Consider the following 25179-nt stretch of genomic DNA (forward strand, 5'->3'; position numbering starts at 1 on the left):
ACGTCAATTGGTGATGGCGACGGGCGAGGAGGCGCCGGTGGCCAGCAGATGGGGCCGACCGGAGCCGTCCGCCGGGACGGACCAGAGGTCGGTGGCGTGGCCCTCCTTCGCGGGGAGGGCGTAGCCGAGGGTCCGGGCGTCCAGCCAGGCGGCCTGGTCGTTCACGGCGCGGGTCTCGGCCACGGGGTGGTCGCGCAGGTCGGCGAGGTCGAGGACGTAGAGGCGCCAGGGGTCGGCGGGGTCGGCGGAGACGCGCTTGCGGAAGGCGATCTGCGTGCCGTCGGGGGAGAGGGACGGGCATTCGACGTTCTCCCGCAGGGTGTGTGCCGACCAGGCCTTCAGGTCGCCCTCGACCAGGTGGGTGTGGCCGTCGGCGGAGACGGTGGCGTAGAAGCGGTTGTCGTCGGCGGCGAAGTTGACGCTCCAGTAGTTGAGGTCGGTGGCGTGGGAGGGGACGCCATCGACGGTCAGCGGGATGTTCTCGACGGCCCTGACCAGGGAGCCGGAGCGCAGGTCGAGGATCGAGGTGCGGGTGGAGTAGCCGGCGGTGGCGTGGGTGCCTCTGGTGAGGGTCGTCCAGGACAGCACCTGCCCGGACGGGGAGACCCGGGCCCGGTTCGGCAGGCCCGGGAGGGCGAGGGTCTGGAGCCGGTGGAAGTGCCGGTCGTAGACCACCGCTTCGGTACCGGCGGGCCGGCCCGGCCTGGTGCGCAGGCACAGTGCGCGGTTGCCCGCGGCATAGAAGCGTTCGCAGGACGGGCCGCCGACCGCCGCCGGATCGCCGACGGTGTGCGCGGCGCGGGCGATCCGGCCGGAGGCGGCGTCACGGTAGTACAGGCCGGGCTCGTCGAGGGTGAAGGTGGCGTCGGCCGGGACGATCTGGTGCGGGCCGTCGCGGTGGCAGGTGTGCAGGGCGAACCCGAGCGCGGAGCCGAGCATCGTGACCACGACCACCACCAGGACCACCAGACGTGCCCCGGCCGCCGGACGCTCCGCCAAGTCCGGTGCGAAGTCCGTGTCTTGGGCTGGATCGGTGTCTTGGGCTGGGTCGGATGCGGCTCCGGGTGTGGTCTCGGTCGTCATGAGGGTTCCCTTCGGACAGGGCGCGCCGCGGCGCGAGTCCTGGATGCCGAGGACGGGGCCACGCCGGGCCGTTTCCCCGGAGCGTAGGTGAAAGGAAAGTTTCCTACCAGTAAGTCCGGACAAAGTCACCACCGCGAACTGCCGTACGGGAAAGGCGTGCTGACGACGCAACGGATTGTCGGAAAGTGTGGGTAACGCTGTTACCGGTGGGCTACGGTGTTACCCGTGAACACGCCCTACCAGGACGCGCAACGCATCGGCCAGAGCGCTGTGCGGACCGCGATCCTCGACCACGCCATCGACCTCCTGGTCACCGAGGGGCCCGCCGCGCTGACGATGCGCCGGATCGCCACCGGCATCGGTGCCTCGACCAAGGTCCTGTACACCATGTTCGGCGGCAAGGAAGGCCTGGCCGACGCGCTCTACCGGGAAGGCTTCGCCCGGCTGCGCCGCGCCCAGCAGCAAGTCCCGTGCGCCGACGACCCGTTGACCGCACTGAACGACCTCGGCACCGCGTACCGGGCGCACGCCCAAGCCGAACCCGCCTACTACCGGGTGATGTTCGAGCAGGCGGTGCCCGGCTACCAGCCCGGACCGGAGGCGCTCGCCGCCGCCGACCACGCCTTCGACGCCTCGGTGGCGGCCGTCCAGGCCTGCATCGACGCGGGCGTCTTCGCGCCCGGCGACGCACACGAGATCTCCAAGCTCCTCTGGGCGGCGGCCCACGGCGCGGTGAGCCTGGAACTCGCCGGCCACTTCCCGCCGGAGAGCGCCGCCCACCGCTTCGACGCGCTGATGGCGGCGGTGGGGCGGGCGTTCCTCGCCGAGCCGCAGTGACCGTTCCCCGTCGAACCGGACCGCACGGACTGTGCGCGCCGCACGGATGGCACGCCTCGCACGGACGGCACGAACCGCACGAACCGCGCGCCTCGCACCGACTGCGCGCACCGCACGAACCGCACGGAAAAGGACAGCCGGCATGACGATCAACCGCTATCTGACGGGAAGCTTCGCCCCGGTCACCGAGGAGGTCACCGCCCACGACCTTCCCGTCACCGGCCGCATCCCGGCCCACCTGAACGGCCGTTACCTGCGCAATGGCCCCAACGCGCTGGGCATCGAGGACCCCACCGCGCACATCTGGACCCTCGGCCCGGGCATGGTGCACGGCGTGCGGATCCGCGACGGCCGCGCCGAGTGGTACCGCAACCGCTGGGTGCGCTCGGGCGCCGTCGCCGACCACCTCGGCGAGGCGCGCCGCGGCGCACCCGTCGATCCGCGGCTGGACTTCGCGCCGAACGTCCAGGTCGCCGGGCTGAACGGTCGTACCTTCGCGCTGATCGAGGGCGGCATACGTCCCTACGAACTCGGATACGAACTCGACACCTTGGGCCCCTGCGAGCTCGGCGCCACCCCCGAGGGCTACAGCGCCAACGCGCACTCCGTCTTCGACCCGCACACCCGGGAACTGCACTCGCTGGCGTTCCTGTACGGCACCGAGTACGTCCAGCACATCGTGATGGACCACCACGGCACCGTCCGCCGCACCACGCTGATCCACACCCCCGGCAACCCGTACATGCACGACTTCGCGCTGACCGAGCACCACGTCGTACTGTTCGACGCCCCCGTGGTGTTCAGCCCAGCCCACCTGCCCACCGGCGTGCCGTTCACCTGGGACGACACCCACCAGGCGCGGGTCGGCATCATGCCGCGCGGCGGCGGGCCGGCGCGCTGGTTCGACGTCGCCCCCTGCCTGGTCGGGCACACCCTCAACGCGTACGAGGACGGCACCGAGGTGGTGATCGACGTGGTCCGCCACCCCGAGGGCTTCAGCATCCGGGACTTCGGCCGCAGCCGCCCCACCCTGGACCGCTGGCGGATCGACCTGGCGGCGAACAGGATCCGCGAGGAGCGGCTGGACGACCGCACCCAGGAGTTCCCGCGCGTAGACCCCCGCCGGGTCGCCCGCCCGCACCGCTACGGCTACGCCGCCGTGGCCGAGCTGTACGCCACGCCCACCGGCCCCGACGACCCGCGCCCCGACGAGGGGTTCAGCAGCGCCCTGCTCAAGCACGACCTGCTGCGCGGCACCGTCGAGGCCCACGAGTTCGGCCGGTTCGGAGCCGTCGGCGAGGGCGTGTTCGTCCCCGCCGAGTCGCCCACCGCCGAGGACGACGGCTACGTGATGGCCTACGCGCACAACCCCGAACGCGGCGCGGCCGACCTGGTGATCCTCGCCGCGCAGGACTTCGCCGGCGAGCCCGTCGCCCGCATCCACCTGCCGGTCCGGGTGCCGCTCGGCCTGCACGGCAACTGGGTTTCCGACGGACGGTCAACTCACTGAAGGAACACCGGCTTTCGGGATCGCCGTCCCGGTGGCCGCCGAGATCGTGTGCCGGGTCGGCGCCGGGAGCGCGGTGTGGCGGCGGCGTTCGCGGTGCAGCTCGACGTGCACGGCGACCTTCGCACGCAGTGCCCACGGATCGACAGGCTTCGGGATGAAGTCGACCGCACCCGCCGCATAGCCGCGCATCGAGTGATCCGGGTCCGTGCCGATCGCCGTGACGAAGATGATCGGGATGTCGCGGGTACGGGCCCGGCGCTTGATGTGCGCGGCGGTCTCGTAGCCGTCCATCCCCGGCATCTGCACATCCAGCAGGATCACCGCGAACTCGTCCGGCTCCAACAGCGCCCGCAACGCGTCCGGCCCGGACGCGGCCCGCACCAGCCGGTGCCCGTGCGGCCCCAGGACGGCCTCCAGCACCATCAGGTTGTCCGGCCGGTCGTCCACCAGCAGCACCTTCGGCGGCGGGCCCTCGTCCGACGGGCCCGGCGGAGCCGGGGGAGCGGGCGGAGCCGGCGGACGTGCGGGCTGCAACGGGATCTCCGCGAGGCCCTGTTGCTGCTCCACCAGGGCGAGTTGACGCTCGAACAGGTCGCAGCGGGTCTCCGCGCACGCCGCCCGCTCCCGGGCGCGGGCCAACTCCTCGGCCAGCCGCTCCACTTCGCGGGCGAGCGCGTCGCGCTCGGCGAGCAGCGCATCCCGGTCCGGCGCCGAGAGCGGTTCGGCCTGCCCGGCCTGCTCGGCCTGCTCGGTGTGCCCGGCCTGCTCGGTGTGCCCCGCGCGTTCGGCTTGTTCGGTGCGGTCCTGCGGTGCGGGCAGGAGGGGGCGGGACTCCAGGCGGACCAGCCGGGCGTCCAGGTCGGCGATGCTCTGCCGAGTGTCGTCCAGCGCGTGGTCGAGCTGCTCCTCGCGCGCCCCCGCCCGGCGGGCCTCCCGGTCCGCCGCCTGCAACTGGTCCTCCAGCTGCTGCACCGCCCGGCCGATCGACGCCGCCGTGCGCAGCGCCGCCACGTGCCTGCGGCGCAGCCCCTCCAGGGCCGACGGGTCGAGTCGGGTGCCGCAGTCCTCGTCGAGGTGGTGCAGCAACTCCTCGACGAACTGCCACGGTGCGATCCGCGACCCCGCCAAGTACCGGGACAGCGTGCCCGGGTTGAGGTAGCAGCGGGTGGCGTACCGGCGCACCGAGATGCCGAGCTCCAGGAACAGTTCGCGCAACGATTCGGCGAACTCCCGGCACTCCCTGTTCAGTTCACGATCCAGCGGCTGGAGCCCGCCGTCCCGGACAGGCCCTGCCATCACGCTCCGCACCCCCGTCGGCCGTTCATCGATCCGCCGGGTCGCCATGTACGCCGCACCCGAATCCTCCACCCGTACCCGCCGGCCCGTCACGGTCCGGTCGCGCCAACCCCGGCCGCCGCTGCGCCGGGGTGGACAGCAGCATGCCGGATCGTGAGGGTGTTGCGCGCCCCGCAACGCGCAGACGCGCCGGACCGGCAACAGGATTGGCGTCCCGCAATTCTGATGGGGCGTCAGATTGACGAGACCCCCGACGGTACGCCGGTGCACAGCTTTCAGCGACCCCCGCGTTCACCTGTACGGGTGACGCCGAGGAGGGTGACCCCGGGCCCGCGAGGCCGCGTGCACGCCAGCGGCGCGGCTCCGAACGACCGGATGGTGACGAGGAAGCGGCAGGGCCTGCGGGGCCGTGCCCTGGTGGCGGTCGGGGCGTTAGTCAGGGTGGCAGGATCAGCGCGAGTAGGAGGACTCCTTGATTGCATCTCAGGTCCGCAGGGTTGCCCTGGCCGCGGCTGCGGCGGCCGTGGCCGTGATGACGGTGATGCAGCCCGCGACGGCTGCCGGTCCGGTGCGGCGGGCGTTCACGGACCGAACCGACAGCGGGTTCCAGAACGACTGCCTCGCGGCCATCAACGCCTACCGGGCCAAGCATCAGGCACCTCCACTCACCGTCGATCCGCAGATCGTGGAATACGCCAAGTCCCGGGCGCAGAAGGTGTCGGAGCCGGGCGGCTTCCAGCACGACGGCCTTGCCCGTGGGTACGGCGAGACCCTGAGCTGGAGTTCGTTCGCCGGTGAGAACCCCGGGAGCGGCTATGCGCCGGACAGTTGCAGGGTCGCGGTGGACGCCTGGTACGAGGGGAGCGCGCACTACGACTACAGCAAGCCCGGCTTCTCCCGCGAGACCGGCAACTTCACCCAGCTGGTGTGGAAGTCCACGACGAAGATCGGCTGCGCCCGGGTGGGCGGACCGCGCGACGGCGGCCCCGACAAGGACGGTTTCTTCTGGTTCGACACCTACATCGCCTGCGACTTCGCGCCGCGCGGGAACACCGCGACGGATCCGCAGGACCCGGGCAAGTCCTATCGGGAGAACGTCCTGTCGGCCAGGCCGTAGGGGCGGCCGCGCACAGGTGAACGCGCGCACGGGTCCCGGCGGCGGAGGCCTCCAGGGCGCTGCCGGGTCCCGGGGGACGGCGTGGAGGGCGGCGACCGCGAGCAGCGGGTGGCTGCCTGGAGCGCGCGGCGCCGGGCGAGCCCCGGTGGCCCGCGCCGAGTGGCGCGGAGGGCGTCGAAGGGAGCGGACGGGTGGGGGAGTTCGGGCTCCGGGCCCGTCCGCTCCGGGGGAGGGGCGGGGATCAGTCCTCGGTGCGGCGCAGCAGGTAGCTGTCCATGATCCAGCCCTTGCGTTCGCGGGCCTGTTCGCGCAACTCGGCGATGCGGTCGGCCTGTTCGGCGAGTGGGCCGGCGGCCAGGATCTCGTCCTCGGTGCCCAGGTAGGCGCCGTAGTGGATGTGCACGCCCGCCGGGTCGATCTTGGTGAAGGCCGCCTGCCCGTCCAGCATCACCACCGCGTCCTCCGAGCCCGGGCCGAAGCCCTCGGCGGCCAGGCGGCGCCCGGTGGTGATCCGAACCGGCCGCGCGGTGCGGGTCAGGGTGGTGCGGTGACGGGCCGCCAGGACGGAGATGCTGCTGATGCCGGGGATGACGGTGTAGTCGAATTCGGTGCGGCCGCGCGCCAGGATCCGGTCCAGGACGGCGATCACACTGTCGTACAGCGCCGGGTCGCCCCAGACCAGCAGGGCGCCGGTCTGACCGTCCGCCAGTTCCTCGATCACCGCCTGCTCGACCAGGTCGGCGCGCCGCTCCCGCCACTCCTCGACGGCCTCCCGGTACGCGGCCGTGCCGCGGTCGCGCGCCGGGTCGATCAGCTCGACGACCCGGTGCCCGGGTCGCCCGTGCTCGGCGATCATCCGGCGCCGCAGCCGGATCAGGTCCTGGCGCTCCTCGGGCTTGTCCAGCAGCAGGAACGCATCCGTGCGGCCGATCGCCTTGACCGCCTCCAGAGTGAGGTGGTCGGGATCGCCTGCACCGATGCCGATGACGAGAAGGGTACGCATGACGCCGATTCTGCCTGGTCCCTCCCGCGCAGTCGCAGGTGGGAGTCGTGCTGGGCGCAGGGATGCGCGGTCGGCCGGCTGCCGTCCTCGGACGCGGCCGGGATCTCGTCCTCCCACGGGCCGGTCCGAGGCGCTCCAGCGCGTCGAACCGCCGCTCGCCCAGCGACTCCGGCGGGCGCCCGCCCCGGTCGGTCAGCGTCTCGCAGCAGTGCTCGTCCATCGGCCCCGGTATCCCGTTCGGCTTGTCGGGCGGGTGGGCGAGGTGTGGTGGACCACGGCGGTACACAGCGGTACACGGGTGAGCGAACGGTTTTCGGCCGCGTTCCGGCGGTGTCGCAGCAGGTGGGAGGCGGTCTGTTCACGGGCCCGGCGGCCTGTCAGGCTCGCCGCTCCGGACACCGACCAGGAGGGGCAACGGAGATGAGACGAATTCGGCAGGCACTGACCCGATGGATCGCGGTGATGGCCGTCCTGCTGGGCGCCGTCGCACTGACGGCACAACCCGCAGACGCGGCTCCGGCCGCCGCGCAGGGGGCGACGACGACCATCTGCGGCTACACCCCCGTGCCCGCCGGCTGGGTGATCACCAGCGAGAACTGGGCCGGGTGCAGCGGCTACGGGCTGTTCACCATCACGGAGTTGGGCGACGCCACCACCATCCAGGCCTGCTCCAACTCGCCCGTGCCCGCCGGCTGGGTGATCACGGCAATGCAGAACGGCCCGACCTGCGGCAGCAGTTACCCGCTGTACTCGCTGCTGAAGGTGACCACCCAGACCACGCTTCAGGACTGCGGCCAGTCCGCGATCCTGCCCGGCTGGGTGATCACCGCGATCCAGACCGTCTCCTCCGCCTGCGGCACCTATGGGACGTACACCGTCACGCTGATCCCGCCGGGGGCGACCTCGTACCAGGCGTGCGCGATCTCGCCGATCCAGAACGGTTGGGTGATCACCTCCTCGCAGAACGGCGCGGGCTGCGGCAACTATCCGCTGTACTCGCTGCTGAAGGTGACCACCCAGACCACGCTCCAGGACTGCGGCCAGTCCGCGATCCTGCCCGGCTGGGTGGTCACCGCGATCCAGCCCAACTCGCCCGCCTGCGGCTCGTACGGGACGTTCACGGTGACGCTGGTGACCACCCAGACCTCGCTCCAGGTGTGCGCCAACTCGCGCGTCCCCGACGGCTGGGTGATCACCGCGATGCAGAACCTGGCCGGCTGCGGCAGCTACCAGGTGTACTCGCTCGTCAAGCTCGCCGACCAACCGTCGATCCAGGCCTGCGCGCAGTCCGCGATCCCGGCCGGGTACGTCATCACCCAGGTGCAGAGCGGCAGTTCGGCCTGCGGCGCGTACAACGTCAACACCCTGACGAAGGTGACCACCCAGACCACCCTGACCGTCTGCGGACAGTCGCCGATCCCGGTCGGCTGGGTGATCACCCAGGCGGGCAGCTCCGGGCAGTGCGGGACGTACACCATGTACACCCTGGTGAAGGTGACCACGCAGACCAGCATGGTGGTCTGCGGCCCGTCCCCGATCCCGGCCGGCTGGGTGGTCAGCAACCAGGTCAACGGCTCCCAGTGCGGGGTGTACACCGTGCTGCTCATCACCAAGACCTCCTGACACCCGCTCTCCCGCGCACCGGGTCTCCGCCTGCGAGGCCCGGCACGCGGGCCCGACCGTCCTCCACCCGGGCGGGAGCGTGGTGCGGGGAGGCTTTGACGGCCGGCCGGGCCGGATTGTCAGTGGCGGCTGCCATGCTGCCGGGATGATCCCGTGGAATCTGCTCGACCTCGACAGGGCGCTGCGCGCCAGCTGGGCCGCCGACACCTGCTCGCCCGACGACCTGGAGCGGGCCGGGTGGCAGCCCGAGAATCCGGCGTGGGGCCAGTGCGACATCACGGCGCTCGTGGTGCACGACATCTTCGGCGGGGATCTCCTGGTCGGGGAGGTGCACTGCGAGGGCGAGCAGCGGGGGTTCCACTGGTGGAACCGGCTGCCGAGCGGGGTGGAGCTCGACCTGACGCTCGAACAGTTCCGGGCGGGGGAGACCGTGACGGCGGCGCGGGTTGTCGAGCGCCCGGCCGGGCCGACCCGTCGGCGGTGGGCGGAGTACCTGCTGCTGCGGGAGCGGGTCGGCGAGCGTCTCGAGGGGTTCCCGGAGTTGACTCACTGACGCGGCGTGGTGCCGAGACCCGCCAGGCCCGGCTCGGCGCACCCGGTGGGTGAATCAACCGCGTCGACGATTCGCCGCCGGACCGGGGCGGTGCCCACGACCGCGAACGGCCCGGCCGGCGCCGGGAGTTGTGCTCCGGCTGGGCGTGTGTACGGTCGGCTGCCGCCACCCCGGGTGCGCACGTCAGCAGCGCCGATCGCCGCCAGCAGCGCCCCCACAGCCCGCCCCCGACCGTTCCTCGCCCGTCCTCCTCGGTCACAGCAATCAGACCTGTCGTCACCGGGCCCGGTCAGGACCCACGGCGCAGCAGGTACGCGCCGGAGGCTGCCGCCAGGGCGGCCATGCAGGCCGCGAAGACCAGGCCCGCGTGGGTGAGGCCGAGCGGGCCGCTGAGCAGGCCGATGCCGATCACCGGCACCGAGATGCCGAAGTACGCCACCACGAACAGCGCCGACAGCACCCCGCCGCGCTCCCCGGCCGGGGACGCGTCCGCGACCTCGTCGACCGCACCGCGCAGCCCCATGCCCTGGCCGGTGCCGCCGACCAGCGCCGCCAGCACGAGGGGCGCAAGGGTGCCGGTGGCGAGGGAGAGGGAGAGCAGGCCGAGTCCGGCGATCAGCACCAGGCAGCCGAGCGGGATCGCCCGGGCCGCGCCCAGCCGGGGCACCAGCAGCTGGCCGCCGGTGGAGGCGAAGAACGCCAGGCAGACGATCGCGCCGACCGCGGCGTGGTTGTGCACGTCCAGGCTCTCGGCGAGGAACGCCGGGCTGACGGACGTGAACACCCCGAGCAGCGAGAACCCGGCGAACGCGGCGATCCCGGCCGGCACGAACACTCCGCGCACCTGCGGCGGCAGACTCGGCCGCCGGGGGCGCGCCGCCCGCAGTGGGACGGTGTCCGCGACCGTCTCCGGCAGCGACCAGGTGACGGCGAACGAGGCCGCCAGCAGCACCAGATGGACCAGGTACGGCAGCGTCAGCGGGTGCGAGGTGTACTCGGCGAGCAGCCCGGACAGCAGCGGTCCGAGGCCGAGACCGCCCATGTTGGCAGCGGTGGCCACGAACCCGGCGCGGGCGCGGCGGCCGGGCGGGGCGAGTTCCAGCACGTACGCGGTGGCGGTGCCGGTGAACAGGCCCGCCGACAGTCCGGACAGCAGCCGGCCCAGGCAGAGCAGCGGCAGACCCCCCTCGGCCAGGAACGCGACCGCGGCCGCCGCCGCGCAGCCGAGGCCGACCAGCAGCACCGGGCGCCGCCCCACCGCGTCCGAGACGTTGCCGACCAGCAGCAGCACGCCGATCACCCCGAACGCGTAGATGGCGAACACCACCGTCACCATCAGCTCGGAGAAGCCGATCTGTTCCTGGTACAGCCCGTACAGCGGCGTGGGCAGCGTGGTGCCCGCCATGCAGACGGCGAACGCGCCCGCCGCCCCCAGGTACCCCGGGTGCTGACGATCGGTCATGTGCCCACCGTAACCACGGGCCCGGCGCCCCCGCCCCCGGGCGGAGCGAACGCGCAGGTCAGCGCTGTCGGTGACGCACTGTTGAATGGCCGCCATGAACGTTCACGACCTGCTGCCCCTGCTGCCCGAACCGGCTGTGCTGCGCGCCCGCTGCCGGGCGATCGCCCTGCTCGACGCGGTCCTCGACCCGTCGGACCCCAGGCACACGTACCTGCCCGGCTGGCGGGAGGGCGTGGATCTGGCGTGCATGGACAACGGCGGGGGCGACCGGTACGCGATCGTGTTCGACCCGGCCGCCGGGGTGTTCCTTCACGGCTTCGACCACGAGAGCGCCGCGACGCCGTGGCGGGAGGAGGACCGCGCGCACTGGCCCGGGCTGCTCGACGGCCTGCCCGCCTCGCTCGCGCACTACGCGCAGGATCCGGCGTTCCGGTTCGAGGGGTTCTTCGACGCCTCGGTGTGCGTCTGGCGCGAGGCCGGCGACAGCGCGTGGCGGTGCGGGCCGGTTCGGTTCGGCCCCGGCGAGTCGGACGGCGCGGGCTGGCTGTTCGACCTCCTGGTGGACGGGAGCACGGACGGGTACCTGAGCTTCGCCGAGGACTACTACGAGCGGCCCGTGGACCGGGACGCGGTGGCGGCGGTGATGGCGGGCGCCCCGCTGACCAGGGCCACGGTCGCGGCGCTCAGCGCCACCGCGCACCACGGCACCGTCGCCGAGCGGGCCCGCGAGCTGGGCTGGGCGGTCGCGGAGGAGGCTGCGCCGGCCGGGTGAGATGTGGGGGGTGTCGGGGTCGGCCTGCGGGGGAGTGGGCGGGGCGGGTGGCACAGTGGCCGGGTTCCGATCATCCGATGGATGCGCGGCGGCCGGTGGGTCCGGGGGACCCGACCGGTCGGTGGCGCGTCCGGTGCAGTTTGTAGCTAGGGCGGTGGACTCCCATGTCCCGTGGCACCTCCCGGTCCTGGCGGTCGGCGGTGGTCGCGCCGGTCGTGGCGCTGCTGCTGACGATCGCCGCACCCGCCGGCGCCGAGCCGTTGCCCGTTCCCGACAACGAGTCCGCCGGCGAAGCAGCCGGCGGCGAGCAGGCCGGGGAGGCACCCGAGAGCGAGGCCGCCGGGGCGGCCCCCGAGAGCGCGGTCGCCGGGGCGGCACTCGACCAGTTGGCCCAGGACCTCGCGCAGGCCCGGCACACGGCGGAGACGGCGGAGCAGCGCTCCACCGCCGCCGGTGCCCAACTCGACCGCAGGAAAAAGGAATCCGCGGACGCGGCGGTGCAGGCCGACCGGGAGCGGGCCCGGGTCGCGGAGGCGGAGACGCAGGCCGAGCGGCTGGTCGGCGAGCAGTACCGCAACGGCCCGCTCGGCTCGCTCGGCCCGCTGGCCCGGCTGCTGCTCTCCGACCGGCCCGAGGAGTTCCTCGGCCGCCGGCGCCAGGCGTTCGAAGGGTCCCACAGCGCCGCCGAGGTGCTGAGCGAACTGCGCGAGGCCCGGGGACGGCTGGTACTGGCCGCCGACCAGGCCCGGCAGGCCGAGGAGTCGGCGGCCGCCGCCGCGCAGGACTCCCAGCAGGCCCTGGACCAGGCCCGCACCGCCGCCGACCGCACCGCCCAGCTGCTCGACTCCACCCCCGCCGACCAGCTCGAACTGCTGGAGCAGCTGGACTACGACCGCGCCGACCAGTCCCGCCAACAGATGCTCGCCGCCGGGGTGTTCGGCCCCGGCGGCAGCGCGTCCGAGGCCGGCCGCCAGGCCATCGCCTTCGCCCTCGACCAGCGCGACAAGCCGTACCTGTGGGGCGGCACCGGCCCCGACGCGTTCGACTGCTCCGGCCTCACCTCGCAGGCCTGGCTGGCCGCCGGCGTCACCATCCCGCGCACCAGCCAGGAGCAGTGGGCCGCGCTGCACCGGATCCCGCTGCGCGAACTGCGGCCCGGCGACCTCGTCATCTACCAGAACGACGCCAGCCACGTCGCGCTCTACCTGGGCGGCGGCACCGTCGTGCACGCTCCGCACGCCGGGACGGTGATCAAACTCGCCCCCGTCACCATGCTGCCCATCCTCGGCGCGATCCGTCCCGACCCGAACTCCCCGTCCGCGTCCTGACGTTCCGACAGATCGCCGCTCAGCGGGTGGCGGCGATCGGACGGACCTGGGTGCCCGGCTGAGGGGCGGTGCGGCGGTCCTGCGGGTTGGCGCCCTCCCAGTGGACGGTGAGCCGGCCGGTGTCGTTCGGCGGGGTCAGCACCATCGAGGTGACCTTGAACTCGTCCTGGCCGCGCTGCCCGCGCCCCCGGTAGGGCAGGTAGTCGATCAGCAGGTACGCCGTCCCGCCGGGCGGCAGCGTCACCGTCCGGGCCTGCGCCGAACGGGAGCGCGGCAGACTCCAGGTCGTCTCCCCGCTCACCAGGTCGACGCCCGGGAAACCCTGCATGGTGCAGGTGGCGGTGCCCCGGTTGGCCAGCTCGATCCGCTCCACCACCGGCCCGTCCGAGGCCGGCACCACCGAGGCCGCCGCCACCGTCGCCCGCAGGTCCGCCGCCGTGCACGGGCGGGTCCCCTTCGCGGCCGGGGAGCTCGCCACCACGGGCGACACCGGGAGTTCCGCCGCGACCGGCGCCACCGGCCCGGCGGGCGCGACGGGGCCGGACGGCCGGTCGTCGGCGCACGCGGTGAGGGACACACCCAGGGCCGCCACCACGGCGGCGGCGGAGAGCTGACGGATACGCATGATCTGTTCCCCGTGATCTCGGCGGCCCCGCAGCGGGTACCGCGCCGAAACTGACGGCCGGCCACCACTCGAACCCACCCCCGGGACCGGCACGTCTCCCATGCTGGCCTCCGCCGATCAACAACGGATCAACAGCCACGGGACGCCCGTCGCCAGCGGAGCCGAGCGGCTGCCACGGGCCGGGCGCGGCAGAGGACTTGCGGCCCCGCGCGGGCCGCGCGGAGGGGCCGGACGGCCCGGGGCGCGGGGACGTACGGGACCTGCGACGGCGCGGGCGGGGTTCGTAGCGTGGAGGCACGCCCGTGCGGGGGGTCCGCCGGCCCCGGGGCGAGGTGCACGAGTCCAGGAGGACCGCATGTTCTGTTACCAGTGCGAGCAGACCGACCGTACCGGTACGGTTCCCGGGTGCGCGGGCGCGATCGGCAACTGCGGCAAGGACGCTGCCACGTCCGACCTGCAGGACCTGCTGATCCACGCGGCGAAGGGCATCGCCCAGTACGCCGCCGAGGCGCGCACCCTCGGCGCGGCGGACGACGAGGCGTCGCGGTTCCTGCTGTACGCGATGTTCACCACGCTCACCAACGTGAACTTCAACCCGTCGCGGTTCGGCGCACTGATCCAGCAGGCCGTCGCCCACCGCGACCGCGCCCGCGCCGCCTACCAGCGGGCCGCCCGCGCCGCCGGACAGGAACCGCGCGAACTGACCGGCCCTGCGGCCTGGCAGCCCGCCGACGACCCGGACGCGCTGATGCGCCAGGCCGCCGAGGTGGGCGTGGACGCCGGCCTGGCCCTGGTCGGACCGGACGTGGTCGGCCTGCGCGCGCTGCACCTGTACGCACTGAAGGGCATCTGCGCGTACGCGCACCACGCGCACGTCCTCGGCAAGGAGAGCGCCGAGGTGTTCGGCGGCGTGGAGAGCGCCCTCTCCTACCTCGCGGGCGAACCCACCGACGCCGCCGACCTGGTGGAACGCGCGGTCGGCCTCGGCCGGCTCAACCTCGCCACCATCGAACTGCTGGACGCCGCCAACACCGGCGCGTACGGCGCCCAGCAGCCCACCGCGGTGCGCACCACGCCCGTCGCCGGGAAGGCGATCCTGGTCAGCGGCCACGACCTGCACGACCTGGAGCAACTGCTGGAGCAGACCGCCGGCCAGGGCATCAACGTGTACACCCACGGCGAGATGCTGCCCGCGCACGCCTACCCGACGCTGAAGGCCTACCCGCACCTGGTCGGCAACTACGGCGGCGCCTGGCAGGACCAGCAGCGCGAGTTCGCCGCGTTCCCCGGCCCGATCCTGATGACCTCCAACTGCATCATCGAACCCCACGCCAGCTACCGGCGGCGGATCTTCACCACCGGCCCGGTCGGCTGGCCCGGCGTGCGCCACCTCGCCCAGGGCGACTTCGGCCCCGTCCTGCAGGCCGCCCGCGCGCTGCCCGGCTTCCCCGCCGAACCGGAGGGCGAGCCCGAGCGGATGCTCACCGTCGGCTTCGGCGCCGACGCCGTACTCGCCGTCGCCGACCGGGTCACCGCCGCCGTCCGCAGCGGTGCGATCCGCCACTTCTTCGTGGTCGGCGGATGCGACGGGCCCACCCCCGGACGCGACTACTACACCGACTTCGCGGTCGGCGCGCCCGCCGACAGCGTGGTCCTCACCCTCGGCTGCGCCAAGTACCGTTTCAACGGGCACGACTTCGGCGACATCGACGGCATCCCGCGGCTGCTCGACCTCGGCCAGTGCAACGACACCCACTCGGCGATCCGGATCGCCGCCGCCCTCGCCGAGGCGTTCGACTGCGAGCTGAACGACCTGCCGCTGACCCTGGTGCTGTCCTGGACCGAGCAGAAGGCCGTCGCCGTGCTGCTCGCCCTGCTCGCCCTCGGCATCCGCAACATCAACCTCGGCCCGACGCTGCCGGGCTTCCTCACCCCGAACCTGATCGACGCCCTCGTGCAGCGCTTCGACCTGCGGCTGATCGGCGACCCGACCGCCGACCTCGCCGCCGCGCTGGAAACGGCCGCGAAATGACGGAGCAGCAAGTAGCGGGCCACCAAGTGGTGCTGACCACCACCGACGGCGCCCGGCTGGAGCTGTGCTGCCCGCCCGGCGGCACCGTACTGGAGGCGGCCGCCGAGGCCGGGGCCGCGCTGCCCGCCTCCTGCAAGCAGGGCACCTGCGGCTCCTGCCACGCCACCGTCACCTCCGGCGAGTACCACCTCGGCCCGCACAGCGAACAGGCCCTGTCGCCCGAACAACTCTCCTGCGGCGGCGTCCTGTTGTGCCGCACCGTGCCGTGCGGGCCGCTCACCGCCGAACTGCCCTACCCGCAGTCGCGGATCCTGTACGGCGGGGTGCCGCAGCGGGCCGCCGAGGTGGCGTCGGTCACCGCCGTCGCCCGGGACACCGTCCGGCTGGAGGTCACCCTCACCGACAGCCCCGACTGCCAGTTCGACGCCGGGCAGTTCGTCGAACTCGAACTGCCCGGCACCGGCGTCAAACGCGCCTACTCGCTCGCCAACACCGGCAACTGGGAAGGCCGGATGGAGTTCTTCATCCGGCTCCGCCCCGGCGGCGCCTTCTCCGGGGCGCTCGCCGAACGGCTCCGCCCAGGCGACCCGTTGACGGTGCACGGCCCGCAAGGCGCCTTCGGCCTGCACGAGACCGGGCTGCGCCCGCGCTGGCTGCTGGCCGGCGGCACCGGCCTGGCCCCGCTGCTCGCGATGGCCCGGCAGATGGCCGAGTGGCAGGACCCGCAGCCGGCCCGGCTGTTCCTCGGCGTCAACACGCCCGAGGAACTGTTCGGCGACGCCGAGCTCAAGGCGGTCGCCGCCGAACTGCCCGGCTTCCGCCACGAGTTCTGCGTCCGTGAGCCCGACCCGACCTGGACCGGCCCGATCGGCACCCCCGCCGACCTGCTCGCCCGGGCCCTCGCCGAACACACCGGCCCCGCCCCCGACCTCTACGTCTGCGGGCCCCCGCCGATGATCGACGCGGTCCGCCGGGCCGCCCCCGACTGCCAGGTCTTCCACGAACGCTTCCTGGCCACCTGAAAGCCCGCGGCCACCTGGCGCACCCGGCACCCACACCCGGGCCGCCAGGTGGCCGCCGGCACATTCGAAGGCACTCCCCGGCACGGCACCATGGGCGCAAGGCGTGACGGAAGCCGGGGGAGAGCATCGTCGGAAGCCTGCGGGCGGGCAAGCCGGTCGCCGTCATCACCGCCTCCCCCGCCACCACCGGCGGCGAACGCGCCCGCGCCTGGACCGCCGGCACGTTCCGCACTCCCGTACTTCGAGCACGACCTGGAGGTGGCCGCCCCGCCCGCCGACGTGCTGCACCAATCCGTCGATCCCGGCCGCCGAAGGCCGAGTGGGCAGCCGCCGTACCGTCAGGTTCCATGTGTGGCCCGCCAGTTGGTACCGTGGCACTCCTCGCGTGCGCGAGTGTCGGGGCCGGGCTGGTGGGTGGGAGCGGGCAGTGGCAGTCGATCGGGTCAAGCCGCAGCTGGTGTTCGTGCACGGGATCGGCCGGCCGCGCGACCCCGAGGCGGAACTCACCGAGTGGAAGCGGGCGCTGGCGGACGGGGCCCGTGCGGCGGGCTACGCCGAGGAGATCTCCGCGCTGACCATGGACTGGTCCGCCGACGCCTCGTTCGCCCACTACGGAGACCTGTTCTACGCCGGTGACGCCCAGGGCGCGGGCGGGCCGGGGGAGGGGGACGAGGAGCAGGATGCGATCATGCTCGGCCTGCTGGCCGAGTTCGTCGAGGAACTCCTCGAACTGCCCGAGCACAGCGGCAACCGCGACCTGCGGCGGATCCGGGCCCAACTCGGCCCGGACGAGCAGGCGCAGGGCCTCGGGAACGTCGCCAGGACGCTGGCCACCGGCGTCGCCGCACTCGCCGCCGTCCCCGGACTGAACGTGGGCCTGCGGGCACTCAGCCGGCAGAAGCTGCTCAGCATCGTCTCCCAGCCGGGCCGCTACCTGCGCAGGCACCAACCCGACGCCGCCGGAAGGACCCTGGACCAGCGCGTCCGCGAGCGGGTACTGGCCTGCCTGGACCCGGCCCGGCCCGCGATCGTGGTGGCACACTCGCTCGGCACGGTCGTCGCCCTCGAGGCGCTGGCCGAATACCCGGGCGCCGTACCGCTGTTCGTCACGCTCGGATCCCCGATCACCACCCACGCCGTGGTGTGGCCGCTGCTGCGTCCCCGGCCGCCGGCCACCCCGGAGACGGTGGAGGCCTGGGCGGACTTCCGCGACAGCGACGACCTGGTGGTCCCGAAGCGACGCCTCGCCAAGGCGATGGCCCCGAACAGCCGCGGCGTGCAGCCGCTCTCCGACCGGATGGAGTCGGCCACCCTGTGGCCGCACGACGCCACCACCTACCTGCGCCGCGCCGAGGTGGCCGAACCGGTGATGCGCACCCTGGCGGCCCTGGCCGCCCGGCAGTGAGCGTTCGTCAGCCGCCGCCCAGGCACCTGCTGCTGATCGCCACCCAGTCGGACGGCGCGGAGAACAAGCTGGACGGCCTGGAGACCGCGGCGGGCGAGCTGCACACCGTGCTGACCGACCCGGCGATCGGCGGCTGCACCGACAGCCCCGGCCTGGACGCCGCCCACCTGCGCTCCGGCCGGGTGCTGCGCGCGGAGATCGACAGCGCCGTGCGGTCCGCCGTCGCGGCCGCCGGAGAAGCCCGGGCCACCCTTGTGCTGGCCTTCCTCGGCCACGGCCAGGTCGCCGGCCGGCTCCGGTACATGGCGGCCGACAGCAAGGACGGCCAGAGCCTGGACTGCGTGGATGTCGCCCACCTGGTCGAGCTGGCCGCCGACCACCCGGGCGTCGCCGGGCTGGTCGTGCTGATCGACACCTGCCACGCCGCGGCCGGGCTCCCCGACACCGGCAGCCTGATCGGCGGCTTCGGGGTCGGCGCGAAGAAGGTCGCCGTCCTGGCCGCCTGCGCCGCCCACGAACGGGCCTTCGGCCTGGCGCTGAGCCGACGCCTCGCCGCGCTGCTGGCCGAAGGGCTCCCGGGCGAAGGGGAGTTGCTGCGGGTCGGGGCGCTCGCCCCGCACATCCGCGACGCCCTGGACCGCCAACTGGCCACCGACTTCGCCTACAACGGGACCGACGGCGGACTCTGGCTGGCCCGCAACCGCCACTCGGCCCGGCCACCGGGCGGCAGGGCGGGCACCCTGGGCGCCGAGATCCTCGCCGCAGCCCTGCGCACGTGGCCGCAGGCGCCGCCCGGCCCGCTGCCGCACACCCGCGACGGCCTCGCCGCGCTCGCCGACCAGGCCGCGGCGGCCGGGATCTGGCCGGTGCACGACGCGGCCGACGACATCCTCGCCGCCATGGACACCGCCGACGTGCTGGTCGAACTCGCCGGAGCCTCCCTGACCACCGACCAACTGCGGCTGCTCGCCGCCGAGTTCAACCGCCAATGGATCGGGGACCGGCCCGGCCCGGTCGAGCCGCCCGAAGGGCTCGGCGACCGTACGCTGCTCCAGTACCTGCTGGAGGACGCCGTGGTGCTGGCACCCGCCACGGCCTCCCGGCACGGCGCGCTCGCCTGGTACCTGGTCGCCGCCGCCCACGCCTGCGGCCGCGACCCCCGGGACGCGCTGATCGGCGACTGGGCGCGCGACAACGAAGCCGAGATCGCCCTCAACGACGCCCTGGCCAGGTACACCGCGCACCGCGCGAAGGCGTCCGAACGCCGGCTGGTGGTCAGCCTGGACGCCGCCCAGATCGACTGGCCCGACTCGCTCTCGGTGTGCGTGCGCGACGGAGCGGCCTGCGTCGACCACCGGCACTTCGCCTGCCCGCCCGACCAGGCGGGCGTCGAAGCAACCCTGGCCGAGGTCATCGACTGGGCCGACGGCCTGCCGACCGCGACCGGCCCGATCAGCACCATCGACCTGGTGGTGAACGCCCCCGTCCTGCTCGACTGGCACCCCGAGGAGGCCCTCACCGGCCTCCACCACCTCGGCGTCGACCACACCGTGGCACTGCGCTGGGCCGGCCGGCTGGTCGAACCCGGCCACCTGCGCGGCATGAACCGCAGAGCCCGAACCCAACTCGAAGAGCTGCGGCGCGCCCCGGGCGGCCAAGGCCCGCCCCTCTCCCGGATCGACCCCGCCACGACCCCCCTCGACACCCTGCGCTCCGACCTGCGCCGGGGCCGCTACCGGCCCGCCGTCCTGCTCACCGACCGGGCCACCGCCCCGAGCGCCGTCCGCGACCTGGTCGAGGCCTTCCTCCCGTATGCCCCGATCGTCCTGTGGCCGCGCGCCGACAAGTCGCCCTCGGCCGCCGACTGGGAATGCCTGAGGCACTTCTGGGACGGCCTGCCCGCCCGCTTCGGCACCGCCTACCGCCGGATGCTCACCGGCCCCGACGACCTCGCGCCGGCCGACCCCGTCACCGACGCCCACCTGGTCCGCCTCGCCCAGCTGCGCACCGCCTGGCACGACGTCGAGTGGCTCGACTTCTGCGCCCGCTACGACCGGCACCAGCCCGGCTCCGCACCCGCCGCCGCACCTGCCGCCGTGCTCAACGCCGCACCTGCCGCCGTACCCGCCGCCGTACCCGCCCCGAGGAGCACCTGATGTCCTGGAACAGCTACTACCGCGGCGACGGCGAACCCCGCGAGGTGACACTCGCACCCCCGCCGCCCTGGCGCCGCCTCGGCACCCACCAGCCGCACCGCGCCTTTCTGCCGCCCGAGGGCCTCACCGACGCCGTCAACGCCGCCCTCTACCTGCACCGCCCGCTGCTCATCACCGGCAGCGCCGGCACCGGCAAGTCGACCGTCATCGAACAGGTCGCCGCCGAACTACGGCTGGGCCCCGTCCTGAAATGGCACATCACCTCCCGCAGCACCCTCCCGGACGCGCTGTGCCGCTACGACGCACTCGGCCACATCCACGCCCTGCGCATCGGCGAAGCCACCGAACGCGACGCCGCCCCGATCGAGTCCTTCCTCAAACTCGGCCCACTGGGAACGGCGTTGCTGCCTAGCGAGCGCCCCCGGGCGCTGCTGATCGACGAGATCGACAAGAGCGACATCGACCTGCCCGCCGACCTGCTCGACGTCCTGGAGACCGGCACCTTCGAGATCCCCGAACTCGTTCGGCAGCCCGCCGGCCGGCTGACCGTCAGCACCTGGGTGTCCACCGACACCGCCGAGATCGAGGACGGCCGGGTGCAGTGCACCACCTTCCCGTTCATCGTCATGACCAGCAACGGCGAACGAGACTTCCCCGCACCGTTCCTGCGCCGCTGCATCCGCTACGACATGCCCAGGCCCACCGCCGACACCCTGCACCGCGCCGTCCAGGCCCACCTCGGACTGGACGGGACGCCGCTGCCGCCCGATGCCACCGCGCTGATCGCGCTGTTCGCCGAGCGAGTCGCCCGCGGCGACCAGCTGGCGATCGACCAACTCCTGAACGCCGTACGCCTGGTGACCGACGCCGGCGCCCCGACCGGTGAGCGCCGCAGCAGGCTGCTCGACCTGATGCTCCGGGACCTGTCCGGTGCGTGACCACACCGCCGAGCTGGTCGCGAAGCTGACCGCGCTGCTGCCGCCCGACACCGACGGCGCGGCGGTGGCGGACGCGCTCTGGCTCGCAGCCGGTTTGGCGCCTGATGGCCCGCCAGTCCATTTGTCCGACCCGTCTGTTCCGCGTTCGTTCTCGGTCTCCCATCCCGCCGCCCCCGCAGCTTCCGCTGCTGTCGAGGCACCGCCCGAGGAACCCGAGCACCGGCCCGCCACCCCGCTGTACGAACCGCCGACCGGCGACCCCGCCGCGCCCCGCGTCGAGGTCGCCGCCGCCCGCGCCCTCCCGCACGCCCTGGACGCCGGCCGTGCTTTGCGCCCGTTCAAACGCCGCTACCCGCACGGCCCCCGGCGCACCGTGGACCTCGACGCGACCGTCAGCGCGTACACCCGCACGGGTGAACTCCTGCCCGTGCTCAGCCCCACGCCCGAACGCTGGTTCGAGGTCGTGGTGCTCGTCGAACGCAGCCCCACCATGGAGATCTGGCAGGACACCCTCGACGAGTTCACCACCCTGCTCACCGGACTCGGCGCATTCCGCCGGGTCCGCCGACTCCACCTCGACCTCGACCCCCACCCCACCGTCACCGACACCCACGGCCGCCCCGTCCCCCCGGCCCGACTGCCGCAGCAACGCCGGCTCCTCCTCGTCCTGACCGACTGCGCCGGACCCCACTGGCGCACCCCCGCCATCTGGCAACTCCTGCACACCTGGGGCGCCCACGGCCCCGTCGCCCTGCTCAACCCGCTGCCCGGACGCCTGCGCCACCGCACCGCCCTCGACCTCCCCGCCGTCCGGGTCCGCCACCGCCGACCCGACGCCCGCAACACCGAACTCGCCCACGCCGTACCACTGATGCTCACCGCCGCCTTCGGCCCCGAGGCCGGCTGGGTGCCGCTGCCCACCCCGTCCCTCACCCCGCACTCGCTGCGCCGCTGGGCCGACGCCATGATGCGCGGCACCCCCGCCGGCCACGACGCCGTCCTCGTCCCCGCCGCCGGCATCCTCACCTCGCCGTTCGCCGACGACGACCCCACCGATGCCGACGACCCCGCCCGCCGGGCCGCCGCGTTCCTGCACACCGCCACCCCCGCCGCCCGCCGACTCGCCGCCCTGTGCAGCCCGTTCAGCCGCCTCAGCCTCCCGCTGCTGCGCCTGGTCCGGCAGGAAGCCGTCCCCGAGGCCGACACCGACGACCTCGCCGAAGTCCTCACCGCCGGCCTGCTCGACACCCGCACCCCCGCCGCCCTCACCTTCCACCCCGAAGCCCGCGCCGCCCTCACCCCCCACCTCACCCGCCACGACGCCTGGACCGTCCACGCCGCCCTCACCCACCACCTCGCCACCCACCACCCCCGCCCCGGCCACGCCTTCTCGGCCATCGCCCCCGAACACCTCGACGAGCTCCCCGCCGACCTCCAGCCCTTCGCCACCGCCACCGCCGACCTGCTCACCCTCCTCGCCCCCGCCCGCCGGAGAGCGCCACGCGGGCGACCGGCCACACCGGCGCCGCCCCGATTCCCCGATCCGGCGCGGAGCGCGGCGGTACTGATCGGGATCCCGGGGCCGGCGGAGCGCGACTCGCCCGAGAACCTGCGGACGTCCCTCGACGAGCTCAAGTCCGTTCTGACCTCGCCGATGAGCTGGAACCTTCCGCCGGAGCGGTGCCACGTCCTGCTCGGGGCGAGCACCCCGGAGCAGGTGCAAGTCCTGCTGGCGGCCGCGGACTTGGGAGCGGAGGACGCGCTGCTGGTGTACGTGCAGGGAGACTTCCCCGAGGCCGTTTCCGACGATGGGCCGCCCGGTGGGGTGCTGCAAGCGATCAGCGACCTGCTGGACAACCGCCCGGCGGCCACCACCGTGCTGATGATGGACGGCAACGACGCGACCCAGCTGGCGAGGCCGATCGAGCGGCGGCTCCCCCGGCTGGCCGGCGCCGTCGCGATTCTTTCCGCCGAGCGCCAGGGTGCGGACGACGACTTCAGCCTGGCCCGGAGCCTGGCGAAGGATGCCGAGGAAGGCATCCCCGGCGGACCGGACGTCATCGGGCTGGACACCCTCCTGCGGCTGCCGCGCCGCCGCCCGTCCGGGTCGAGCGCAAGCTTTCGCCTGTCGGCCCACGGGCCGGTGGAGGTGCCCGCGATCCTGCGCAACCGGCAGGCCCTGCAGTACAGCCGAGCCGAGGTGCGGATGGACTTCCTCGGACTCCGGGCGGAACTCGAAGCCCGAGGCATCCAGGTCTCGGACGAGATCGCCCCGATTCTCCTGGCGCTGGTCTCGTTCTCGCACAGCTACGCACAGCAGGTGGCGAGCGGAGAGGTAGGGGAACCCGACGTCCGGGACGCCCTCGCCGACTTCCTGGGGCCGGCCCTGGTCCTGGCATCCGACCCGGACAGCGGGCATCACCTGTCCTGCCGGCGGCGGGAGGGCGGACCGGGGCTGCCGTTCGAGCTGCTGGTGGCTTCTCAGGCCGACCCGACGCTGCCGGCCTCGGTCGGCCCACTGGTGAACCACCCGCTCCGGATCCAGATGCTCGTCGGCCGCTTCGAGAACCCGATGGGACCTCTGGTCTTCCGGCACAAGGAGCAGAACGTCCACGTCGTCGCTCTCTTCGTTCCGGCTCCGGGCTCGGACAACAACCGGGCAGCCGGGCGGGTGACCGCGACGGCCGACGTCCTGGTGCTTCCCGACCATGAAGGGCAGGGTCCGCTCTCGGATGCCGGGCTGCGTCAACTCGCGGAAATCCGTGCCCAGGTGCGGGCGGCAACCGACCCCGAACACCCCGCTGCCTTCCGGGTCGAGGAGCTGGCGACCCTGGTCGACAACCTTCGTCGGCGCAGAGCAGAACTCGCGGGGCGGCAACTCTGCCTGGCTGTCGGCCACGCGCCCTTCGACAGCGCCGTGGTGGGCAAGGGCACCGCCGCCATGTCGCGGCTGTGGAACGGTCTCGACGCCCTCCCTTGGGCACTCGGTGCTCCGGGCCAGGCGCTGGCTGTCCTCCTCACGGACGAGGTTCATCAGGAGATGCGGCCCGGCAGTCAGGGCACCACGGTGCTGGAGTACGTACCGTTCCGGCCGACCGGAGAATCCGGCGATGCTCAGGCCTGGTTCGGCATGCTCGGGTCCACCGGAGCAGCGCTGATCACGAGGCTGCGCCCCACGGCGGACCCAAGCTCCCCGCAGAGTGTCGGCTACTCCCACACCCGGCTCTGCCGCCAGCTGCGCGACCTGGGCGTCAGGCCCGGCGGAGTGCTGTTCGTCCAGGTGTCGGAGCGGGCCGTCAGGGCAGTGCTCCCCGAGCAGTTGATGGCAGCACTCCATGAGGTGCTGGGGCCGGACGGCACGGTGGTGATGTCGGCCGCCACTCCCGAGAACTCCCTCAACTCCGCGTACACCAAGGGCGCCCTTGCCGGTCTGACACCCGACGCGCAGGAGGTTTACCGGTCCTACATGCCGCCCTTCGACCCCCTGGTGACCCCGGTCTCGGCCTCGGCGGGGTCACTCGCAGAGTGTCTTCGGCGCTCCCAGGACAGCAACAGCGTCCGCAGTGCTCACCCCCAGCACTCGTTTGTCGCGTCGGGCCGTTGGGCCCAGTACCTGATGGAGGATCACCGGCTGGACTCACCCCACGGTGAGCACTCTCCACTCCTGAAGCTACATCAGAGTCGCGCACAGGCCCTGCTGTTGGGCGTGCCGGTGAACGAATGCCTGGCGTGGAACCTGGCAGCCTCGCGGATCCCGAACCCGCCGATGGTGACGGAGTCCTGCGTCGTGAAGTCCAGCGCGGGCACCGGCCGGGAATGGGTCACGTTCACGACCGTCGCCGCTCCCGAGCTGGACGCGCCGGAGCTGAGGGAGCGATTGGAGGCACAACTCCCGTTCCGCCGGGGCGTCCTGGCGGACGAGGTGGCCGTCCTGGCCCCGGTGGAGGAAGGCGTCGAGCTGGTCGCCGCGTGGCTGGCGGACACGCGCCATTGAATATCCGGCGGATGACGGTACTTTGAGACAGCTCGGGCTGGTGGGTCGTCGGAGGCAGGGGGGACGTATGCGGGGTCTGTTGGCGCTGTCGCACCTGGACGCGCTGGAGGCGGAGTCGGTGCACATCTTCCGTGAGGTGGCGGGTGAGTTCGAGCGGCCGGTGATCCTGTTCTCCGGCGGCAAGGACTCCATCGTCATGCTGCACCTGGCGCTGAAGGCGTTCGCGCCCGCCCCGGTGCCGTTCGCGCTGCTGCACGTGGACACCGGCCACAACTTCCCCGAGGTCATCGAGTACCGCGACCGCACCGTGGCGCGGCACGACTTGCGCCTGCACGTCGCCTCCGTCCAGGAGTTCATCGACCGCGGCGTGCTGCGCGAACGCCCCGACGGCACCCGCAACCCGCTGCAGACCGTGCCACTGCT

General features: G+C 73.3%; 19 protein-coding genes. 14 read left to right on the plus strand and 5 right to left on the minus strand.

The genetic code is table 11. The features are described 5' to 3' along the window. Positions 1 to 3: 3 nt before the first annotated feature. Positions 4 to 999 carry a TolB-like translocation protein gene (locus ACZ6R9_RS33135; RefSeq protein ID WP_380479084.1) on the minus strand — a complete coding sequence of 332 codons (996 nt, stop codon included), beginning with the start codon at positions 997 to 999 and terminating at the stop codon, positions 4 to 6. Between the two features lie 309 nt (positions 1000 to 1308). Here ACZ6R9_RS33135 and ACZ6R9_RS33140 point away from each other — a divergent pair, with 309 nt between their 5' ends. Next, entirely contained in the window at positions 1309 to 1920 is a 612-nt protein-coding gene (locus ACZ6R9_RS33140) for a TetR/AcrR family transcriptional regulator (RefSeq protein ID WP_465542433.1), read from the plus strand. Between the two features lie 142 nt (positions 1921 to 2062). Continuing rightward, a complete protein-coding gene (locus tag ACZ6R9_RS33145; RefSeq protein ID WP_465542435.1) occupies positions 2063 to 3430 on the plus strand; it encodes a carotenoid oxygenase family protein in 1368 nt (455 codons plus the stop codon). Here ACZ6R9_RS33145 and ACZ6R9_RS33150 read toward each other — a convergent pair. Further along, positions 3419 to 4726: a response regulator gene (locus tag ACZ6R9_RS33150; RefSeq protein ID WP_465542437.1), complete on the minus strand. Its 1308-nt coding sequence runs from the start codon at positions 4724 to 4726 to the stop codon at positions 3419 to 3421. The genes ACZ6R9_RS33145 and ACZ6R9_RS33150 overlap by 12 nt on opposite strands. Positions 4727 to 5198: 472 nt before the next feature. Here ACZ6R9_RS33150 and ACZ6R9_RS33155 point away from each other — a divergent pair, with 472 nt between their 5' ends. After that, complete coding sequence (locus ACZ6R9_RS33155) at positions 5199 to 5843, plus strand: CAP family protein (protein ID WP_465542439.1); 645 nt, start codon at positions 5199 to 5201, stop codon at positions 5841 to 5843. Between the two features lie 241 nt (positions 5844 to 6084). On the opposite strand, the gene cobF is transcribed toward ACZ6R9_RS33155, so the two are convergent. Then, complete coding sequence (cobF, locus tag ACZ6R9_RS33160) at positions 6085 to 6846, minus strand: precorrin-6A synthase (deacetylating) (RefSeq protein WP_380479078.1); 762 nt, start codon at positions 6844 to 6846, stop codon at positions 6085 to 6087. A gap of 420 nt (positions 6847 to 7266) precedes the next feature. Between cobF and ACZ6R9_RS33165 the strand changes: the two genes are divergently transcribed. Together ACZ6R9_RS33165 and ACZ6R9_RS33170 are read left to right on the plus strand one after the other, a co-directional pair. After that, a complete protein-coding gene (locus ACZ6R9_RS33165) occupies positions 7267 to 8469 on the plus strand; it encodes a hypothetical protein (protein ID WP_465542441.1) in 1203 nt (400 codons plus the stop codon). Positions 8470 to 8614: 145 nt separating this feature from the next. Then, positions 8615 to 9022 carry a YunG family protein gene (locus ACZ6R9_RS33170; protein WP_465542443.1) on the plus strand — a complete coding sequence of 136 codons (408 nt, stop codon included), beginning with the start codon at positions 8615 to 8617 and terminating at the stop codon, positions 9020 to 9022. 289 nt (positions 9023 to 9311) lie between these two features. Here ACZ6R9_RS33170 and ACZ6R9_RS33175 read toward each other — a convergent pair whose 3' ends face one another. Further along, positions 9312 to 10484: an MFS transporter gene (locus tag ACZ6R9_RS33175; protein WP_380479072.1), complete on the minus strand. Its 1173-nt coding sequence runs from the start codon at positions 10482 to 10484 to the stop codon at positions 9312 to 9314. Positions 10485 to 10578: 94 nt separating this feature from the next. Here ACZ6R9_RS33175 and ACZ6R9_RS33180 point away from each other — a divergent pair, with 94 nt between their 5' ends. Then, positions 10579 to 11256, plus strand: a complete 678-nt coding sequence (locus ACZ6R9_RS33180; RefSeq protein ID WP_465542446.1) for a hypothetical protein — start codon at positions 10579 to 10581, stop codon at positions 11254 to 11256. Positions 11257 to 11420: 164 nt separating this feature from the next. Then, positions 11421 to 12584, plus strand: coding sequence for a C40 family peptidase (locus ACZ6R9_RS33185; protein ID WP_465542448.1), 1164 nt, complete (start codon positions 11421 to 11423; stop codon positions 12582 to 12584). A gap of 19 nt (positions 12585 to 12603) precedes the next feature. Here ACZ6R9_RS33185 and ACZ6R9_RS33190 read toward each other — a convergent pair whose 3' ends face one another. Beyond that, entirely contained in the window at positions 12604 to 13209 is a 606-nt protein-coding gene (locus tag ACZ6R9_RS33190; protein WP_380479067.1) for a DUF4232 domain-containing protein, read from the minus strand. Positions 13210 to 13564: 355 nt separating this feature from the next. On the opposite strand from ACZ6R9_RS33190, the gene hcp reads away from it, so the two are divergent. From hcp to ACZ6R9_RS33225, 7 genes are all read left to right on the plus strand, one after another. Beyond that, complete coding sequence (gene hcp / locus ACZ6R9_RS33195; protein ID WP_465542450.1) at positions 13565 to 15241, plus strand: hydroxylamine reductase; 1677 nt, start codon at positions 13565 to 13567, stop codon at positions 15239 to 15241. After that, positions 15238 to 16263 carry a 2Fe-2S iron-sulfur cluster-binding protein gene (locus ACZ6R9_RS33200; protein WP_380479063.1) on the plus strand — a complete coding sequence of 342 codons (1026 nt, stop codon included), beginning with the start codon at positions 15238 to 15240 and terminating at the stop codon, positions 16261 to 16263. The genes hcp and ACZ6R9_RS33200 overlap by 4 nt, the downstream gene beginning before the upstream one ends. 427 nt (positions 16264 to 16690) lie before the next feature. Next, positions 16691 to 17668 (plus strand): lipase family protein, encoded by a 978-nt coding sequence (locus ACZ6R9_RS33205; RefSeq protein WP_465542452.1) that lies wholly within the window; start codon positions 16691 to 16693, stop codon positions 17666 to 17668. Next, on the plus strand, positions 17665 to 19824 hold the full coding sequence (locus ACZ6R9_RS33210; RefSeq protein ID WP_465542454.1) for a vWA-MoxR associated conflict system protein: 2160 nt from the start codon (positions 17665 to 17667) through the stop codon (positions 19822 to 19824). The genes ACZ6R9_RS33205 and ACZ6R9_RS33210 overlap by 4 nt, the downstream gene beginning before the upstream one ends. After that, positions 19824 to 20762 carry an AAA family ATPase gene (locus ACZ6R9_RS33215; protein WP_465542456.1) on the plus strand — a complete coding sequence of 313 codons (939 nt, stop codon included), beginning with the start codon at positions 19824 to 19826 and terminating at the stop codon, positions 20760 to 20762. The genes ACZ6R9_RS33210 and ACZ6R9_RS33215 overlap by 1 nt, the downstream gene beginning before the upstream one ends. Next, on the plus strand, positions 20755 to 24756 hold the full coding sequence (locus ACZ6R9_RS33220; RefSeq protein ID WP_465542458.1) for an SAV_2336 N-terminal domain-related protein: 4002 nt from the start codon (positions 20755 to 20757) through the stop codon (positions 24754 to 24756). Before ACZ6R9_RS33215 ends, ACZ6R9_RS33220 begins: the two co-directional genes overlap by 8 nt. A gap of 67 nt (positions 24757 to 24823) precedes the next feature. After that, positions 24824 to 25179 (plus strand): phosphoadenosine phosphosulfate reductase domain-containing protein (locus ACZ6R9_RS33225; protein WP_465542460.1); only part of this gene is annotated, 356 nt, incomplete at its 3' end.

Source organism: Kitasatospora sp. NPDC048662, assembly GCF_055587065.1.